Source organism: Streptomyces sp. NPDC051173 (assembly GCF_040689515.1).
Taxonomy (GTDB): Bacteria; Actinomycetota; Actinomycetes; order Streptomycetales; family Streptomycetaceae; genus Streptomyces.
In genome coordinates this window covers 25012-42369 of the sequence record NZ_JBFBBD010000034.1, presented here as the reverse complement: position 1 = coordinate 42369, position 17358 = coordinate 25012, and the positions used below count along the sequence as shown (strand labels likewise).

General features: G+C 70.0%; 11 protein-coding genes and 1 pseudogene. 8 read left to right on the top strand and 4 right to left on the bottom strand.

The window, feature by feature from the left end:
- Positions 1–11 precede the first annotated feature (11 nt).
- Both AB0435_RS19265 and AB0435_RS19260 read right to left on the bottom strand, forming a co-directional pair.
- Positions 12–1260: pseudogene (locus AB0435_RS19265) on the bottom strand (FAD-dependent monooxygenase).
- Positions 1261–1537: 277 nt separating this feature from the next.
- Positions 1538–2059: a hypothetical protein gene (locus AB0435_RS19260; protein ID WP_366427483.1), complete on the bottom strand. Its 522-nt coding sequence runs from the start codon at positions 2057–2059 to the stop codon at positions 1538–1540.
- 452 nt (positions 2060–2511) lie between these two features.
- Here AB0435_RS19260 and AB0435_RS19255 point away from each other — a divergent pair, with 452 nt between their 5' ends.
- The 7 genes from AB0435_RS19255 (at position 2512) to AB0435_RS19225 (ending at position 14058) form a co-directional block, all read left to right on the top strand.
- Positions 2512–6453 (top strand): hypothetical protein, encoded by a 3942-nt coding sequence (locus AB0435_RS19255; protein WP_366427482.1) that lies wholly within the window; start codon positions 2512–2514, stop codon positions 6451–6453.
- A 56-nt stretch (positions 6454–6509) separates the two neighbouring features.
- Positions 6510–8255: a hypothetical protein gene (locus AB0435_RS19250; protein WP_366003453.1), complete on the top strand. Its 1746-nt coding sequence runs from the start codon at positions 6510–6512 to the stop codon at positions 8253–8255.
- A complete protein-coding gene (locus AB0435_RS19245) occupies positions 8252–10558 on the top strand; it encodes a pentapeptide repeat-containing protein (RefSeq protein ID WP_366427481.1) in 2307 nt (768 codons plus the stop codon). The genes AB0435_RS19250 and AB0435_RS19245 overlap by 4 nt, the downstream gene beginning before the upstream one ends.
- 43 nt (positions 10559–10601) lie before the next feature.
- Entirely contained in the window at positions 10602–11234 is a 633-nt protein-coding gene (locus AB0435_RS19240; RefSeq protein WP_366003451.1) for a hypothetical protein, read from the top strand.
- 331 nt (positions 11235–11565) lie between these two features.
- Positions 11566–12246: a hypothetical protein gene (locus tag AB0435_RS19235; protein WP_366003450.1), complete on the top strand. Its 681-nt coding sequence runs from the start codon at positions 11566–11568 to the stop codon at positions 12244–12246.
- 1 nt (position 12247) lies between these two features.
- A complete protein-coding gene (locus AB0435_RS19230; RefSeq protein WP_366003449.1) occupies positions 12248–12808 on the top strand; it encodes a hypothetical protein in 561 nt (186 codons plus the stop codon).
- Positions 12805–14058 (top strand): hypothetical protein, encoded by a 1254-nt coding sequence (locus AB0435_RS19225; RefSeq protein WP_366427480.1) that lies wholly within the window; start codon positions 12805–12807, stop codon positions 14056–14058. Before AB0435_RS19230 ends, AB0435_RS19225 begins: the two co-directional genes overlap by 4 nt.
- 45 nt (positions 14059–14103) lie before the next feature.
- Here AB0435_RS19225 and AB0435_RS19220 read toward each other — a convergent pair whose 3' ends face one another.
- On the bottom strand, positions 14104–15723 hold the full coding sequence (locus tag AB0435_RS19220) for an alpha/beta hydrolase (RefSeq protein ID WP_366427479.1): 1620 nt from the start codon (positions 15721–15723) through the stop codon (positions 14104–14106).
- A 318-nt stretch (positions 15724–16041) separates the two neighbouring features.
- Between AB0435_RS19220 and AB0435_RS19215 the strand changes: the two genes are divergently transcribed.
- Positions 16042–16878: a peptidoglycan recognition family protein gene (locus AB0435_RS19215; protein WP_366427478.1), complete on the top strand. Its 837-nt coding sequence runs from the start codon at positions 16042–16044 to the stop codon at positions 16876–16878.
- Between the two features lie 4 nt (positions 16879–16882).
- Here AB0435_RS19215 and AB0435_RS19210 read toward each other — a convergent pair whose 3' ends face one another.
- A complete protein-coding gene (locus tag AB0435_RS19210) occupies positions 16883–17353 on the bottom strand; it encodes a hypothetical protein (protein WP_366427502.1) in 471 nt (156 codons plus the stop codon).
- Positions 17354–17358: the final 5 nt, after the last annotated feature.

Genomic DNA, 17358 nt, shown 5'->3' with positions numbered 1-17358 from the left:
CGCCCGTGCGCTCAGCCGGCGGCGGTGCCGAACCACCTCGGCAGTTGGCCGAGCAGATCCTGCTGGTCTTCACCGGCCCACGCCGAAGTCGTAGCGGACCCCGACCGCGGTGATCATCTCGGTCACGTACCGGTTCACCTCCTCGAAGTCCATCAGCTTCGAGAACAGCTCCCGCAGCGCGGTCGGTCCCGCCTCGGCTCCCATCAGCGTGATCTGCGCACGGGTGTTGTCCAGCACGGCGGCGCCCACCGGGTGCCGTTCCGCGTGATAGCTGTCCAGCAGCCCCTCCGGCGCCCAGCCGTCGATCTCGGCGGCCAGCTTCCAGCCGAGGTTGAACGCGTCCTGCACGCCGAGGTTGAGCCCCTGCCCGCCGGTCGGCGGGTGGATGTGCGCCGCGTCGCCGGCCAGCAGCACCCGGCCGGCCCGGTAGCGCTCGGCCTGCCGGGAGGCGTCGCCGAACCGGGACAGCCAGCGCGGCGAGTGCGCGCCGAAGTCGGTGCCCGCGAAGGCGCGCAGCTGCTGCTTGAACTCCTCAAGGGTGGTCGGGGCCGTGCGGTCCTCGACCACGCCTTCGGCGGGCACGATGGCGCGGTACGTCCCGTCGCCGAGGGGCAGGGCGCCGAACCGCCGTTGGGTCTTGTTGACTTCCGCGACGACGGCGGCGATCGTCGCCGCGTCCTCGGTCATCTCCATGACGCCCAACAGCGTCTCGACCTTGCTGGGCTCGCCGGGGAATCCGACGCCGAGCAGCTTGCGCACCGTACTGCGGCCGCCGTCGCACCCGACGAGGTAGCGCGAGCGCAGGCGCGTGTCTCCCCCGCCCGCCGCACCCTCGTCGGCGGGGGCGCCCGCCAGCTCGACGGTCACCCCGTCCTCGTCCTGGCTCAGCCCGATCACTTCGCGGCCGCGCCGGATCTCGGCGCCGAGTTCGAGGGCACGCTCGTCGAGCAGCCGCTCGGTGACCGGCTGCGGGACGGCGACGCCGTACGGGTGCGCGGTGTCCAGCCGGTCCGGCCACGGCTTCATGATGCCGCCGAAGAGACCGCCGACGCTGAACTTCTCGCTGGTCGCGAGGAACCGGTCCAGCAGACCACGCTGATCCATCATCTCGACGCTGCGCGCGTGCAGGCCCTGCCCGCGGGACTCCTGCGTCGGCTCGGTCAGCTTCTCCAGCACGACCACGTGCACGCCGTGCAGCCGCAACTCGCAGGCCAACATCAGACCGGTCGGCCCACCGCCGGCAATGATCACGTCAATCATGAAATCCCTGTTTCCGCTGGTCCTGGCTTCGGTCGATGATTGTGCGGCACGACCGGGGCCTTGCGGCAAGCCCCCCTGTGCGCTATACCTTGAGAGTGGCAAGGAGAGGTTCCACCTCCTTGCCTTTTCCTTTTCCCGCCCGCTGCGGCTCCTGCCCACTGCGGCCGGAGGGCCGTGGCTGCCCCGGACCGCCCGGTCCGGCTCCGGTACGGGAGCGGCCCCGGGCACGGAGCTCTGACGCGACCGGGCCGCCCCCATGCCTACCCGGTTTCCGGGCCTATTCGCCCCCCACCGAGGCCTGGATGCTGTTCACATCACCCACCTTCAGGTTGTCCGGCGTGCTGTACTCCCCATAGCCGGCGATGACCGAAACGGACACCCCGGAATCGGGCTGCCAGAACCTCCGGTAGTAAGGCGCGTTCGCCGGGTCCGGGATCTCCACCAGGGGGACGCCGCGGCGCTCCAGCAGGCGCCGCAGCTTCTCGAAGCGGAGCCTGGGGGCGAAACGCCCGTAGCGAGCGCGGAGCGTCTCCTCGACGAGGGTGCGGTCCCGGCGCGCGAGCCTGTGCACCTGCAAGGTGAGGTGGTGGCCCGACCAGGGGTGGTCCGCGGAGGGGCGGTCCCAGAAGAACTCGGTCAGGCCGTAGTCACGGCACATGCTCCGGTCACCGAAAACGTTCTCGCCGAAGTCCGGCCCCAGGACCTCGGTGACACGGTCGGGAGAGTCCGTCGGGCGTATGCCGAGCACGGTTCCGGTGGCGACGACGTCCGTGTAGAACGCCAGGGAGTACGGAGTCAACTGCGTTTCCTCGAAGCGGTGGGTCAGAAAGGGTCCACCGATTATCGCTCGACATGTGTGCGCCCCGAGTTCGACGGCATGCTTGGTGACCTCCACACACCGGGAGGCAAGGCACGTGCGCCTCCTGGAAGGCCGTGTCGGCGATGGCCGCGCTCCGGGTGGGCGCACTCGAGCCTGGTTCCCGTGGCCGGCGACGGGACATCACGGGCAGCACAATCTGACGCTGCGGCAAATCCTTCCTCTGCCGGACGGCGGAAACTGAACGCCTTATTCATATGATCCGATCGAATGACGACTTAGTTATTGAGATTTCGTGTTTGGTCGCTCGGTCTCGTGGACAGCCTGCGTGCGCTGTCGACGCGCCGTAGCCCAAAGCGTCGCAGAGCGCACCACCCCGATCAGCGCAAGTGGACAGAGCTCTTCTCCCGTTCCGCGTCTGCCCGGAGGAATTCGTGCCGCTTCTTCACTTCGATCTGGACCATCTCAGCGACACCAGCGGCCTGTTGGTGGAGTACGCGGGGGTGACGGTCACACCGGCTGCTCACACCGCCAAGACCCGGAATCTGCGGGACGCGAACCGGGCGCTGCGTTCAGCTCCCCTGCTGCGGAGCGGGTCCGTCTTCACCCACTTCGTCAATCTGCCGGACCCGCGTGACGACGACCCGGCGATCGACGGGCTCCGCTGGGTCAAGGTGACCCGTCCGGGGCCGGGGACAGCCAAGCTGCGCGAGGTGGTGCTGATCGCGCCGATCTTCCCGGAGCGTCAGCTGGAGGTGTTCTTCCGAACCGCCTTCCGCATGCCGGGCAAGCCGTACGAAAGCCTGGTGCAGCGGCGGTCCGGGCTCAGCGCCCTTCCCGCTGTGTACAGCGGGAAGGGCGCCTGGCTGGGCTTCCACGAACTGTCGGTGAAGGGGAAGGCCGGGGAGGACGACGCGCTGGCGGTGCTGCGCGACGCTCAGACCCTGATCACGCCGATGGACACCGCGGCCGGCCTGGTCGGCCACTACGCGGACCTGGCCAGCACCGACCCGTACACCGCCACCGTGGTCCACCACGACCACATCCTCCCCGATCCCGAGGTCGCTCCCGACCAGTACAACGCCATGTCCCTGCTGGCCAAGCGCATCCGCGAAGCCGGTGACTCGTGGTCCCCGGTCGTCCCCTGCGAGGACCACAAGGGCAATCCCTTGACGGCGGAGTACGCGCTGGGTGACATCGAGGTCGGTGACACGATCCACACCTACGACGTCGAGCCCGCCGTCCTGGAGGCGGCCGGTCCCGCCGTCGCGGGAGCCTGTCGCACCGCCGCGGACGATCCGCGCCTGCGCCGGCGGCTGTGGTCTCGTTCGTCGGGGACCTCGACGCTGGTCACCCACCGGTCCGGGGCGACAGCAGGCGAGAGCGGTGAGCCGTCCGGCATGGGCACGCGGTCCCCCGCCACCGAGGAGGCGGGGGCCGGGAGCACTCCCGCGTACAAGTGGACGCTCGACCAGCGCACGGAACACCACGGTGTGAGCGTCGCGCTGGGCGGGGCGCCGGCCGGGGACACACTGCGCGTCGATGTCTGCAACGACTACCTCCGTACGCTCTACGCCGGCTATCAGCTGTTCGGGGCCGAGGGCGGCACTGTCGGGAAGGTCGAAGGGCTCAGCGCGGTCTCCGCGGTCAACACCGTCCTGGGCATCCCGATGCCGACGGACCCGCATCGCCTGGAGGTCCCGCTGGCGGACGCCGCTTCGGTGGAATTCCTCTTCGGCAGCTTCGGCACCTCGGACTGGGTGGGGGACGTCAGCACCAACGGAGCCGTTCTCACCGCGCTGTGGCAGTACGCCGTGCCTGTCTTCTGCCTGGCCGCCGGGGCGGCCATCACCCATACGAGCCTCTACCACGACCTGGTCAGCGATCCCGATCTCTACATGCCGGCGATCGCCCTCTTCATCGCGATCGCGGGCGGGAGCATCGCCACGGGCTCGGCGCTGTACAACTTCAAGTACGTCACCAGCCTCGCCGCCAAGATCATCGGCGGGCTCCTGCTCCGCAAGGGCATGGAGAAGCTGGGGAAGTGGCTCGTGAAGCAGGTGGCCGTAGGGACCGTCTCCCAAGCGTTGGGCCCTTTGGGGTGGACGCTGCGGCTCTGCGCGGTGGCCCTCAACGCGAGCGCCATGGCGGTGACCACCTGTCAGATCCTGTCCTCTCCGGCGTGTGTGCGGGTGCGGGCCCGACGGGCCCTCGACGTGGCCGTCACGGTGCTGCCCGACGAGCGGCACGGCGAGGCCGGGAAGCCCGAGACGGCAGTGTGGCCGGCGCTTGCCCGACGGTACGAGGCCACCCTGGTCTACGAGGGAGGCACCACCCGCAAGGTCACCGGCGCGATGGCCGCCACCACCAACTCGACTCCGCTGAAAGTGCGGTTCGACGACGTACCGGCGGGCGGCCGGGCCCGCGTCCACGTAGGGGTCTACAGCGACAGCGGCTGGCTGACCGGTGCCTGGCAGAGCGACTGGTTCGCCACCAGGCCCACGAGCGGTCATCTGCTCGATCTCGGGTCGGTGCGCATCACCGAGCACCTGGTGCCGCTGGCGGGGAGCACCCAGTACCGCTACAAGGAGAAGATCGCCTATCAGGACGGCAGGTTCTCCTGGCGGGCCGGTGACGAGCCGCCGACAGCCACCCGTGCCGACCTGGACTGCCAGGGGCGGCAGCACCTCTGCGAGGTGGTCTCCGCCACGCTCAACAACAGCGCCCAGCAGATCGGTTACCTCTGGCGCGCCTCCGGCCAGCACCTGCCGCCCGACCACGGCTCGTTGCCCGGGTCGGACGAGCAGCTGTACGTCGCCCAGAACCTCTCCTTGCTGGAAGACCCCGACAGCCGGCTGCGCTGTTCGGACGTCGGGCTCACCCAGCGCCCGGCCCTCGGATATGCCGCCGGCACCAAGAGCGGCAAGGCGATCGATCCGGACAACTACCTGCTGGATCCCCGGGGTGACGGGGAGATGCACCTGCGCAGGGTCGCCCTCGACAGCCGCAGCGACCTCCCGCTGGCCCTGCCCGGCCCGTCCTGGGGACGGTTCCCCCTGCCGTCGGTCGACGCGCTGGTCGTACATCCCGACCGGGCGGTGCTGGCCGCGTCCTGGCGCCACCACAAGTTGATGATCCTGCAGCTGCCGGAGACGCCGAGCGAGGACGACAGCAAGGCGCCCGTGGCAGTCATGGTCGGCGGCGAGGGCATCTCCGCGGGCCTGCTCCGGGGGCCCAAGGCGATGGCTGTCGCGCCGGACGGCCGGATCCTGGTGCTGGAGTCCCTCAACAACCGGGTGCAGGCTTTCGACACCAAGGGGAATCCGGTGCCGAGCTTCACCACCGCTCCCCCGCTCGGCACGGTGCGCACGGCCGACGTCCGGGCCGACCTCGACGCCGGGACGGTCCCGGAGGTGGTACGGACCGTGCTGCGCGGCGCTCTCACCAGCGTGGCCTGCCGCCTGGGCACGGAACACACCGCCCAGCTGGACAAGGCGGCCTTCGAGCCCCGGCACGACCCGCTCATCGGTGACCTGGGCCGGCGGGGCGTCCATCTCGCCTACGACCCCGAGCGGATGGGCGATCCGGAGGTCAGTGCGCAGATCGCCGTGATCCGGGCCGGTGCGGAGTGGCGGATCAGCGACCCCCGTCACTTCGCCTGGGACGTGCGGCTGGAGGAGGAAGAGCTCTGGGTGTACCGCCGGATCACCCGGTACACCGTCGAGGTCCAGGAGGCGGGCCGCCAGTGGCTGGTCCGGGACGCCGACTCCACCGACGCCTGGAAGCTCGCCCCGGCCCGCTCCTCCTCGACCGGCACGGACGTGCTGTCCTGCACGTCCTTCTTCGGCCTGGCCACCGGCACCGGGAGTGCCGTGACCTACCTGGACCTGGCGGTCGAGGCCCAAGGCCACATCTATGTGCTCTCCGCCGCGGGACCGGGTGCAGCCTCCCGCGACTACGTGCTGGGGGTGTACGGCCCGGACGGCCGCTTCCTGTTCCGCAGCCCGGACACCAACCTGACCCGTACGCCGCAGAACATCGCCGCGGGCGCGATGGCCGTCGACATCTGGCGGAGTCTCTACGCGGTCGGCTACGAGACGCTGTTCGCCCAGCAGGGCACGCCCCAGCCGACGGTCGCCCACTGGGTCCCCACGCCACCGCTGTTCAGCCTGCCGCTGGGGGCGCGCGAGAGGTACGACGACCGCAACATCTCCGCCATCGCCGAGGACTTCTCCGCTCGCGGTATCGACCTGAGCAACGACGCCTACGCCACCGTGGTCGCCAAGGGGGAATCGTGGGAGGTGCGTGACGGGCCGACCGTCTACCGCGTGTACCGCACGGCCGAGGGACTCCAGGTCTACGACCTTCCGGTGTGACGACCCCGAAGCACCCCGCGAGGCTTCCCGCCCACAGCCGCGAGAAGAGGAGTGGCATGCAGGCCCTGACCCTGGCCATCGGCCCGGAAGGCGTCAAGTTCTTCACCCGGTGGCTGGTGAACGAGTCACTGATGTCGAGGCTCCAGCAACTCAAGCCGCCCGGCCGGACCATCAACCTGCCCAACTTCGATACAGGGGCGAGCACCAGGTGCCGCAATCTGCAGATCGTCCTGAGCAACAGCCGGCTCGATGACTTCCGGCCGAGCTACCAAGGAGTGACCCAGGGAAATGGCGGCAAGTTCTCCGTGGGGCTCAAAGCGGTGGATTTCGCGGCTTCCTACAACTGGAGGGAGACCTGGCAGCAGGAAAGGTGCACACCACACATGTGCTACTACAGCGACATGGGCCCCGACGACTACCAGTACCGTCCCCTGGTCGCCTCCTTGAAAACGTCGGTCACCCTGGGCTTCGCGTACCGGTCGGAGACCAACACCTACGACGTCACCTGCGAAGGGATCGGCACACCGGCCGTCGACTCGAACGGCGACATCCCCGGCGGCAGCATCCTGAACAGCGGACGGGACTGCTATCACAACCAGGCCAAGGACGAGGCCGCGAACGCCCTCAAGAACATCGACTTCACCTCCGCCCTCAACGGCGTGATGCCCAAGCTCATCAAGTCCATCGCGGCGAGCGGCGAGCTGGTACCCGGCCTGATCACGTACGACTTCGCCGTCGGGGACTCCGGAGTGACCTTTCCCGACAACGACCAGGGAATCCGCATCGGTGTCACCGGAAGGGTGGCCTACCAGGGCACCTGGTATCCCGGCGCGGAACCGCCGAACCTGCCGGTCCCGACACCACCCGGTGCCGGCGGCAAGCATCTGCGGGCGTACGTCTCCGACTACGAGATCAACGCCCTGCACTGGGCCTACTTCAACGCCAAGCGGCTCAACCGGGTGGTCAAGCCGGGAGACCCCAGCATCACCAACCCCGACGTGCTGAAGGTGAAGACCTACGCGAGGAAACTGCCGTCCCTGCAACCGTACGACTGGTGCACCTTCCGCGTCGAAGCGACCCCGCTCATCGCTCCCGTCGCCGCGTTCCAGAAGGTCTGGCACTACACCAAGGCCGTCATGGACACCCTGGCGACACAGCTGCCGGAAGACGTCGTCAAGAGGATCCAGGGCCTGGGCGGAGAGGTATTCGCCGAGCGGAAGACCGTCGTCGACCGGCTGATCAAGTCCAAGGTCCCGGCGGAGCACCACTCCAAGATCGCCGACACCGCGGAGACCATGGGCATGGTGATCAGCCAGGACGTCCGGTTCAAGATGGTGATCCAGGAAGACGACGGCGAACCCGACATCATCTTCCGGATGAAGCGGACCAACTGCCTGGTCGACCTCGGGCTGGGCCGGGGAACCGACGACTCCAGGATCCAGACGATGAAGTACAGGTTCCACCGGGTCTCGGAGAAGCCGCCGGAGGTCTCCTTCGTGTCCTCCACCGTGCCCGGCTTCGAAGGGCAGGACTTCGGCGGGGACTTCTGGGACTACACGGGTGAGACCGCGTACGCCCAGACCCTCGACATGATGGGGCAGAACGGCGTTCCCCTGCCCATCATGGACGGCTTCGGCTTCCGCTTCGACGACGCCAAGCTCCGCATCCAGACCGGCTACGTCGAGATCGACAGCAACATCGAGTTCGTCAGCCGACGGGTCCGGCCCGCGCCGGGGACCGACGGGCGCCGGTCTGCCGGGACCACGGACCCCGCGGAGGACAGGGAGCTGGTCGCCGTATGACGCGCCTCGGACGCTTCGCCGGAAAGTTCACCTTCGGCTCCGACCCGGCCCAGGGCGAAACCGTCTACCTCACCGCCCGCAAGCTGCCCTCCGGGCGCTACGCCCCCGCGATGATGGCATCGACCGCGGGTGACGAGGAGCGCGTGACCTGGTACCGACAGGACGACGGCACCCTGCTGATCGCCCTGCCCGGTCCGCTCTGGATCACCCTCGACGAGGCGTCGTCCCTCGGGTACCTCAGCCTCTCCGCCGACTTCACCCAGGCCGCGCGTCTCACCACGGAGACCGTGGGGAAGGAACAGCGCTGGACCGTACGCACCAGCCAGGGAGAGGAACGGCGGGTCCGCTACACCCTCGACACCGTCGCACCTCTGATGACCACCAAGGGGTCCGAGGACATGCCGGACCTGCTCCACCCCGCCTCACTGGCTCCCTCGCTCACCACCATCCAACAGACCAAGGACGCGTTCGGCGCCGACCTCTCCGACGTCGACCTCGCCGGGCAGGACCTGTCACAGGTCGACCTCAGCCAGGCGGACCTGCGAGGCGCGGACCTCACCGGAACCCGGTTCGACGGCGCGACACTGCACTTCACCCGCTTCGCCGGGGCCACGCTCGCCGGCATCCGCTGCGAGGGGGCCGATCTGGACGACGCCAACTTCACAGGAACCGGCCTCGACGGTCTCGCCTGGGGCACACCGAGCAGCGCGCGGCGCCTGTCACTGTCGCAGAGCTCCGCACGAGGCTTCCTCCCCGCGACCAAGCCGACCGACTTCACCGGGGCCAACTTCTCCGCCACCGACCTCACCGGGGCCGATCTCCGGCAGCTGACACTCACCGGAGCCCAGTTCCCGGGAGCCGTCCTGGACCGCTGCCGACTCGACTCCGTGGACCTCACCGGGGCCAGCCTCAGGGACGCGGTCGCCGTCGGTGCCGTGCTGCGCCGGGCCACCCTGCGCCAGGTCGACGCGCACGGTGCGGTCCTCGCCCGGGCCGACCTCTCCGGCGCGGACCTCTTCCAGGCGCGCATGGGGGCCAACGCCTTCCTCTTCCCCCTGACCGGCATCGCCCCCGGCGACCTGGAATCCGGGGTCTACGTCACGTCCAAGGTGATCGCGGCATTCGCCGCCCAAGGAGGCATCACCCTGCGCTCGGACGACAAGATGCGGACCGTGCAGGCCGGGAAGCGCTGGCTGGTGCTCAACGACGGTGGCCCCTACGACATCCGGCTCACCGACTCCACCATGGACGTGTACAACGACGCCCCGCACCTGCGTCCCGCGGTGCTCCACGGCGCCTCCTGCGTGGACACCAAGGCATCCGGCGCCGGTCTCGCAAAGGCCGATCTTCGCGGAGTCCGCTGGCACGGCCCCAGGGCCACCCTGGACCACGCCGACCTGGAGGGAGCCGTGCTGACCGGCGGTCTCTTCGTGGGGACGGACATCAGCCAGGCGTTCCTCGCCGGAGCCGACTTCACGGGCGCGGTCCTGATCCAGGCCAAGTTGCGCGGCTGCTCCACCACCTCGGGCGAGGGCGGACACACCCTCTGTCTCTCCGGCGCGCTGCTGCACGGCGCCGACCTGTCCGAGACGGTGATCCGCTCCGGATCCGCTGTCGGCGCCACCGTGGCGACCGCCGAGGGGGCACCGTTGTTCAGCCTCCCGGCCAGTGACCGCGAGTCCTTCGACAAGAAGGACGTCCCCGCTCTCGCACCCAAATTCGCCAACGCCGGCTTCCCGCTCTCCGACAACGCCCGGATCTCGGCCACACAGCTGTGGCTGCTCGACAACAGCGGCAGCGGTGACCCGGGGTCGCCACGCCGCTACAAGGTCATGACGATGAGCACCCGGCTTCGCGTCATGAACGCGGACAACGACCAGCACCTCTTCTACCTTGCGTCGGAGGACAAGAAGCACCTGGAGGGGGCCGCTCCCACGCCGGCTCTGGTGCGTCTCTTCAAGGACGCCGGCTACGCGCTGGACGGATCGGCGCCCATCACCGCCCGAACGTACTGGACGGTCATCACCGGAACCGGGACACCGACAGGCGTCCCCACCTCCTACGGCACCCTCCGCGTGTTCCCCACTGCCGACCGCTTGCGGGTGACGGGTGTCTCTCCCGTACGCCTGCGCGATCACCCGGAGTACACCGACGGCGTCGCTTTCGGTGCCACGGCAAATCTGACCGGTGCGTTCGATGCCAACACCCTCGGCCCCAGCGGCCACCCGCGTCGGCACGTCGACGAGGGGCTGCTGGACCGGGACCTGTACCTCACCCCGGCAAGCACCGAGTCCACGAGCTGACACGGGTGCCGAGCTCCCCGACAACGCAGAGGAGAAGAACGGTATGCCCGGACCCGCCGGCTCCGCCCCCGACCGACTGACCCGTCTGGTCAGGCCCGACCCCCTTACCCCGGGCAGCGAGGCGACCCTGTTCGTCATCGGCCTGCCCTACGGGACAAGCCTTGAGAAGACCGAGTTCCGCTCGGCCATGTGCGAAGGCGGACCGGAACGGGCCTACCCCATGCAGCCGTTCGAATCCGGCACCGCCGCCGGGCTCTTCCAGGGCGGCTTCACCGTGGGCCGTGGTGCCGCGCCGGGCACCTACAGTCTCGTGGTCCGGCAGGAGTGGACGGAGCAGAGCCCAACCGAGGAACCGTTCACCGTGGTCATCGGCGACCCGCGCAGGCGCTTCCCCCGCCGTCACCTCACCGCTGCCTACGAACTGAGCGACAAGCAGATCGTCCGGGCCTGGGCCGACCCCGGCTCCCCCACGGTCCTGACCGTGCCGTACGGCGAGACCGTCCTGGGCATCACCGAAGCGGCACTCGTGGAGCCGTCGCCCGCACCGGGCACCCTGCACTGTGAACTACGGGCGGTCCACAACGACAAAGCGCTCGTCGCACTGGTGCCACTGACCCACGACCGCCCGGCGACCTGCCGGCTGACCGTCAGGGTCACAGGTTTCGGAACACTGTGAACGCGCCCACCCGTCCTGCCCGTGCCACCCACGACGTGCCCAGCCGTGCGCTGTCGCACCTCCGGCACGGGCAGGGGGGGCAGTCGCAGGCGGCACATGCCACTCGCATACCCGAACTCGAATAGCACATACGGTCAAGAGTGCCTTATTCGCCATACATGCGTTCCATAGCCGTCGTAACGTCCCCGCCACAAGGCCGCCCGGGCCGCCACCGGGGCGACTCGCGGTCCAACAGGGGGAGTTGGGTGCCGTGCGGGTACCTCCTGACGTCTTCATCGTCCATTTCGGCATACGCAAGTCACGTTCGGCCGGCCGGAGGGTGACCGGTACCGTGGCCGCGGGACTGGCGCTGGTGCTCGTCGCGGCGTTCTCCGGTGCGGCCCCCGCGAACGCTATGGCGCCCCGCCCCGCCCCGGCGGTGGATCCGGGGCAACCCGTGGCCGGTACGAACGCGTTCCCGGCCGACGCGTCCTCCCTTTGGGGCGCCCACTACCAGGGCACCGCGAAGGTGACGGCCACCCCCTACGACTACTGCGGTTCCGGCAACTCCCTCGAGGCCGGTCAGGCGCAGACGTACGAGCTGCCCGCCACGCTCGACCTCGGGAAGCCACGTGAGGCCGGCGGGCAGAGCGACGGGAACCCGTTCACGCTGCAGCTCGCCGTCGGACCGCCGTCTCAGGACGGCGCCATCTCCCTCCAGTCGTCGGCGACCGCGTCCGGTCAACTGCTGCTGACGTACTGGCACCTGTCCTGGGACGGCAGCGACCTCAGCGGCGAGCTCACCGACACCCACGTCAAGGAGGGGGCCGCCCTCAACCTCGTCAACTGGCCCGGCCTGCTGGTGCCGTGCCGCCCCGAGCTGGGCAAGATGCCCGGCGGACTGCCGCACGACATCGCCACCGGTTCCACCCTGTCGGGGAGCCTCAGCCGCGGCAGCACGTCCCTCACGGCCAAGGCGAAGAGCGAGGACGGACTGGTGGAGTTCTCCTTCGACTTCAGCGGGAGCTCCTGAGATGACCACGATGGACCTCGAACAGTGGGGGGCGCGGATAGCCTCCCTCGTCGCTCCGCACGAGGCCGAGCCGGCCGGCGCGGTGGTCCGGGCCTACGCCGCCGGGGGCCGGCAGCGGCGGGATCTGTTCCGGGGAGCGGGGGACGCGCCCGGCGGCATGGGCGGTTCGCTGACGACCGTACTGCCCGACGTGCTGGACGCCCTGGCCTGGGCGGGCCGGACGGTCAACGCGGCGCTGGGCAGCCGGCAGTTGGGCAACGCCGTATCGGCGACGGCACTGCTCGTCGCCGTACGGTCCCGGTACAGGAGCGATCCGGGCCAGGCGCCGACACCGCCGGGCGTGGAGGCCGCGAACAGGATGAGCGAGCGGCTCCGGCAGCGCGGCATGAACCCCGCCGACGCCGAAGAGCTCGCCTGCACGCTGCTCTCGGGGCTCTGCGAGCACGCCGATCCCGAAGACGTCGCCGCGTTCCTCGACCGGTTGGTCGCCGTGGAGCCCCCGCAGCCGGTCCGGAGGCCGCGCGCACTGCGGTGGCTGCTCGGCCGTGGCGGCCGGGGATGAACCGGCCGCCCGGCCCGCCGCCGTGGCTGTGGCCGGTGACGGCCGTGTACGCGGCGCAGGTGCCGGCGGCGGTCGGATGGTGGGTGGCCCAGGTCAAGGATCTGACGGGGCACGGGGCGTATTCCGCGCAGGTCGCCGCGACATGGGGCTTCCGGGTGCTGCTGGCCACGTCGGTGGTCCAGGTGCTGCCACAGGTGTGTGTGGCCGTGGGAGCACTCGGTGTGCTCCTGCCCCGGGTTCGGCGTCGGCTCGTCGAGTGGCGCTACGGGCTGCTGCCGCCGGAGGCGGTGGGAGCGGGCGAGGGCATCCAGAGGTTCGTCGCCGAGCACGCGCCCGGGGTGGAGACGCGGATCTCGCTGCGGCGCGGGCAGCCCGCCCGCGTCTACCCCGGTGGCCGGCGCGGTACCAGAGTCGCGGGGCTCGGCCCGCTGTTCGCGCTGTGGGAGGAGGACCGTCGAGCGGCCGAAGCGACACTGCTGCACGAGCTGGCCCACCACCGGTCCGGTGAGCAGCACGTCGCGGGGCTCGGCAGCCCGTTCACCGGCATGTTACGGGCCTGGCCGTGGGTCTTCGGGCTGTGCGGGCTGCTGCCCGCCGCGCTGTTGCTCGTCGTAGGTGAACCGACCGGTCACGAGTTGCTCGCCCAGGTCGTGTTCGTGATCCTGCGGGTGCCGCACTTCCTGATCGTGCCGCTCGGCGCGCTGTGGACGGCGGAGCTCGTCGCCGACCGGTACGCGAGCGCGGCGGCGGGGCGGGACGCCGTGCTGCGGGCGCTGCGCCGCATAGGAGCGGTCGGGCGGCACCGGGGACTCCGGCTCCACCACCCGCCTGTCCGTCTGCGACGGTGGTGCGTCCTGCGTGCCGACGAGCGGCGGGCCCAGTTCGTGGCGGCCTCGCTGCTGCCCGCTGCCGCCCTCGTCGGCACGTCGCTGGACATCGCCGGTGTCACGGTCGAGTACCGCCTGCTGGGCGAGGGCTGGGGGTGGAGCGTGCGCCGGGCCCTGTGGCTGGCGCACGCTCAGCTCACCGGCGGTCCTCTGTGGCCGGTTCTGCTCGCCGTCTTCACCGTCTGGCCGCTGCTCGCGCGGCTCCGGCCCCGGCTGTGGGGGTGGCGGGAGGAGCACCGGGAGGTCTTCTCGGTACGGGTGTACGCCGCGGCGGCGCTCGTACCGGTGCTCGTGCTGGCTGTCGGGCTGGTCCCGGTGGCCGCTCCCCCGCTGCCCTATGCCACTGCGCCACAAGGCCGTTGACCCGAGGCCGACGGCCGTCGGACCGCCGGCTGGTCGGCGCGGCGACTACCTCAGGACGCCGTGCGTGGCCTCGCGGTCGGTGGGCCGCAGGGGTGCGGTCGGGGTGGCGTTCTTGGTCGTGGGGGTTGGAGTCACGTAGACGGGAGTGGGCTCCGGTTCGGGAGCGCAGGTTCTGGCGATGCGGCCACTGCCCTTGGGGAGGCTGCCGTCACGGAGATAGGCGGTGAAGGTGTCGTCCAGGCAGGCGTTGCCGTGGAAGAGGATCTCGTGGAAGCTGCCGCCGGTCTGGACGACCAGCTTCGAGCCGGGCAGCGCGTCATGCATGGCCAGCCCGCCCTCGTACGGGGTGGCGGCGTCCTCGGTGGCCTGGAAGAGCAGGACGGGCGGCAGGCCCTTGCCGGTGATCTTCATGCGGCCGGCGGGGTTGCCCTGGTACGGCCAGAACATGCAGGCGGCGTTGTACCACATGTTGTTGTAGGTGTAGAAGGGTGCGGCGGCGTTGACCTTGGCCTGGTCCTTCTTCCAGAACTCCCAGTCGCGTGGCCAGGCGTTCTCGGTGCACTGCGCCGCGTTGTACGCCGGGAAGGTGCCGTCGTCGGCGCCCGGTGCCGCGTAGCGGTTGTAGGCGATGTTCAGGGGCCGGGTGTCGTGCCGGGTGACGTAGCCCGAGAGCGCGGTGGCCATCTGGGGCCAGCGCAGGAAGTTGTAGCCACCGCCGTAGAAGGTGTCCTCGAACTCGGCGGGGCCGATCCTGCCTGTGGCCGGGGCGGCGTCGACCGGGTCGGTCCGCAGGGCCGTCTCGACCTGGTAATACGCCTTCTCGACCGTGGCGGCGTCGGTGCCCAGGTGGTAGACGGAGTCGGCCCTGGCGGTCCAGGCCGCGAAGGCGTCGAAGCGGCGCTGGTGCTCCTTGTCCTGCAGGATGTTGTGGTCGTACCAGCTGATGGTGGGGCCGACGATGCTGTCCAGCACCATCCGCCGGACGTGCGAGGGGAAGAGCTGGCCGTAGGTGGAGCCGAGTGAGGTGCCCCAGGAGCCGCCGTAAAAATTGATCTTCGGTGCTCCGAGCGCCCGCCGGATGCTGTCCATGTCGCGGGCGCTGTCGGCGGTGGTCATGTGCGGCAGCAGCCACGACCAGTCGGCCGCGCAGTCGGCGGCGTATCCGGCGGCCTTCTTCAGCCAGGGCTTCGAGGTGCCCTGGCTCAGCTGGTAGTCGGGTCTCTCGGCGTCGAAGTAGTGGGCGTCGCAGACGACATGGGGCTCGCTGCCGTTGGTGCCGCGTGGGTCGAAGCCGATCCAGTCGTAGGCAGAGGCGACGTCCTTGGGAAGCTGCCCCGAGATGTAGGCGGGCATCCAGAGCCCGGAGTCCCCGGGGCCGCCGGGGTTGAGCAGGATCGGCCCCTGCCGCTTGCCCTCGGGCGCGGTGGCGGGGAGCCGGTTCAGCTTGATCTTGATCTTGGGGCCGTTCGGGTGCGCGTAGTCCACCGGTACGTCGAGCAGCGCGCATTGCAACGCGGGCGTGGTGGTGTCGTTGCAGGAGCCCCAGACGAGCTTGCCCTGCCTGGCGCTCTCAGGAACGGCGGCGCCGGACGCCGCACTTGCAGACGCTCCGGTGAGGGCCGCGACGGCTGCGGCGGCCGAGAGCAGTGCGATGACTTTTCTCATGGAGGGCATGATGTGATATGTGAAATGTTACAGCCAGAGAACTGACGGGACGTTATAAAGCTGTGACGGGCGGGTGGTTGGGGCGACGGCCGGGCGGTTCACCATGAGCGCCACCGCGTCCGGACGGCGCACCCTGCCACCGACTCGCGCGAAAGGGGCGTGGCCAAGGGATGTGCCAGCGAACGCTGGCGTTCACGGGGCTGCCGAACCCTGTGGCGCGAAAGCTACAGTCGATACGAAGGGCGCCGTGGCCGGGCCGTCGGCGGCCACTTGCCCATGCGTCGGCGGGCCCCGGCCGGAGAGGGAAGGGGCTGGCCCATGACCGGAGACACCGGAAGATCCTGGATGGGGCGCCGTGGTCTGCTGAGCGGAGCGCTGGCGGGCGGAGCCGCCGTGGTGGCCGGGAATTCCTTCCTCGCTCCGGACGCGCGGGCCCAGGCGAGGACGGGGTCGGCCGAGGGCTGCCGCGTACGCCGCCCGCGGCTCCACACGCGCGAGGAGTGGCGGGCCGTTCCGCCCACGGATCCGCACGGCGTACTGGTCGAGCCGTTCGCACCGGCGCTGATCGTGGTGCACCACATGGACTACCCGAACACCACCGACTATTCGCTGGAGCACGCCTTCCAGCTGTCCAGGGACTGTCAGTACGACCACATGCACCACAACGGGTGGAACGACATCGGTCAGCAATTGACCATCAGCCGGGGCGGATTCCTCATGGAGGGCCGGTACCGGTCCGCCAAGGCCATCCGGAGAGGCGATCACGTCATCGGGGCGCAGGTCGCCAATTGGAACACCGCCAGCCTCGGCATCGAGAACGAGGGCACGTACATCACGGAATTACCGCCCGACGCGCAATGGCACGCGCTGATCGCCACGTGTGCCTGGCTGTGCGACACGTACGGGCTCCCGCCGATGACCGCGATCGTCGGCCACCGTGACCTCAACCAGCCCGGGACCTCCCTCGCCACCGAATGTCCCGGCAATGCCCTCTACAAGCAGCTGCCGACTCTGCGCAAACAGGTGGCGGAGGCGATGGGTCTCCCTGTCGGGGACGGCTCCCCCAACCATGTGGCCGGCGACGTCCCCGCTTCGACGCCGTCCCGGGAGAGGGACCATGGGCCGGCGACGGGGCCGCTGGATCCCACCCGCTGACGACTCAGCGCCCAGGTCCGGCATCCCCCGCGGACAGCTGTTCCCGTAGGGCGATCCGGTCCGTCTTGCCCGCGGGGGTGCGTGGCAGACGGCCCATCACCGTGATCCGGCCGGGCGTCCACGCGCGGGGGATGCTGTCCGTCGCCCACCTGAGAAGTTCGCGTGACGTCGCGTGCCTGCCCGCGGCGAGGACGACGGCCAGGCCGACTTCCGCGGGGCGGCCGGCTGTCTCGTCGCCGGGGAGCAGGACGGCCGCTGCCTCGCGTGCCGCCGGGTGGGACTCGAATGCCGCCTCGATGTCGCCGAGTTCGATCCGGTGCCCCCGGATCTTCACCTGTTGGTCGAGGCGGCCGAGGAATTCCAGTCTGCCGTCCTTGTGGAGGCGGCCGAGGTCGCCTGTGCGGTAACAGCGGCGTCGTCCTTCCGGAAGATCGAGGTCGACGAAGCGGTCGGCTGTCAGTTCTTCCCGGTCCATGTACC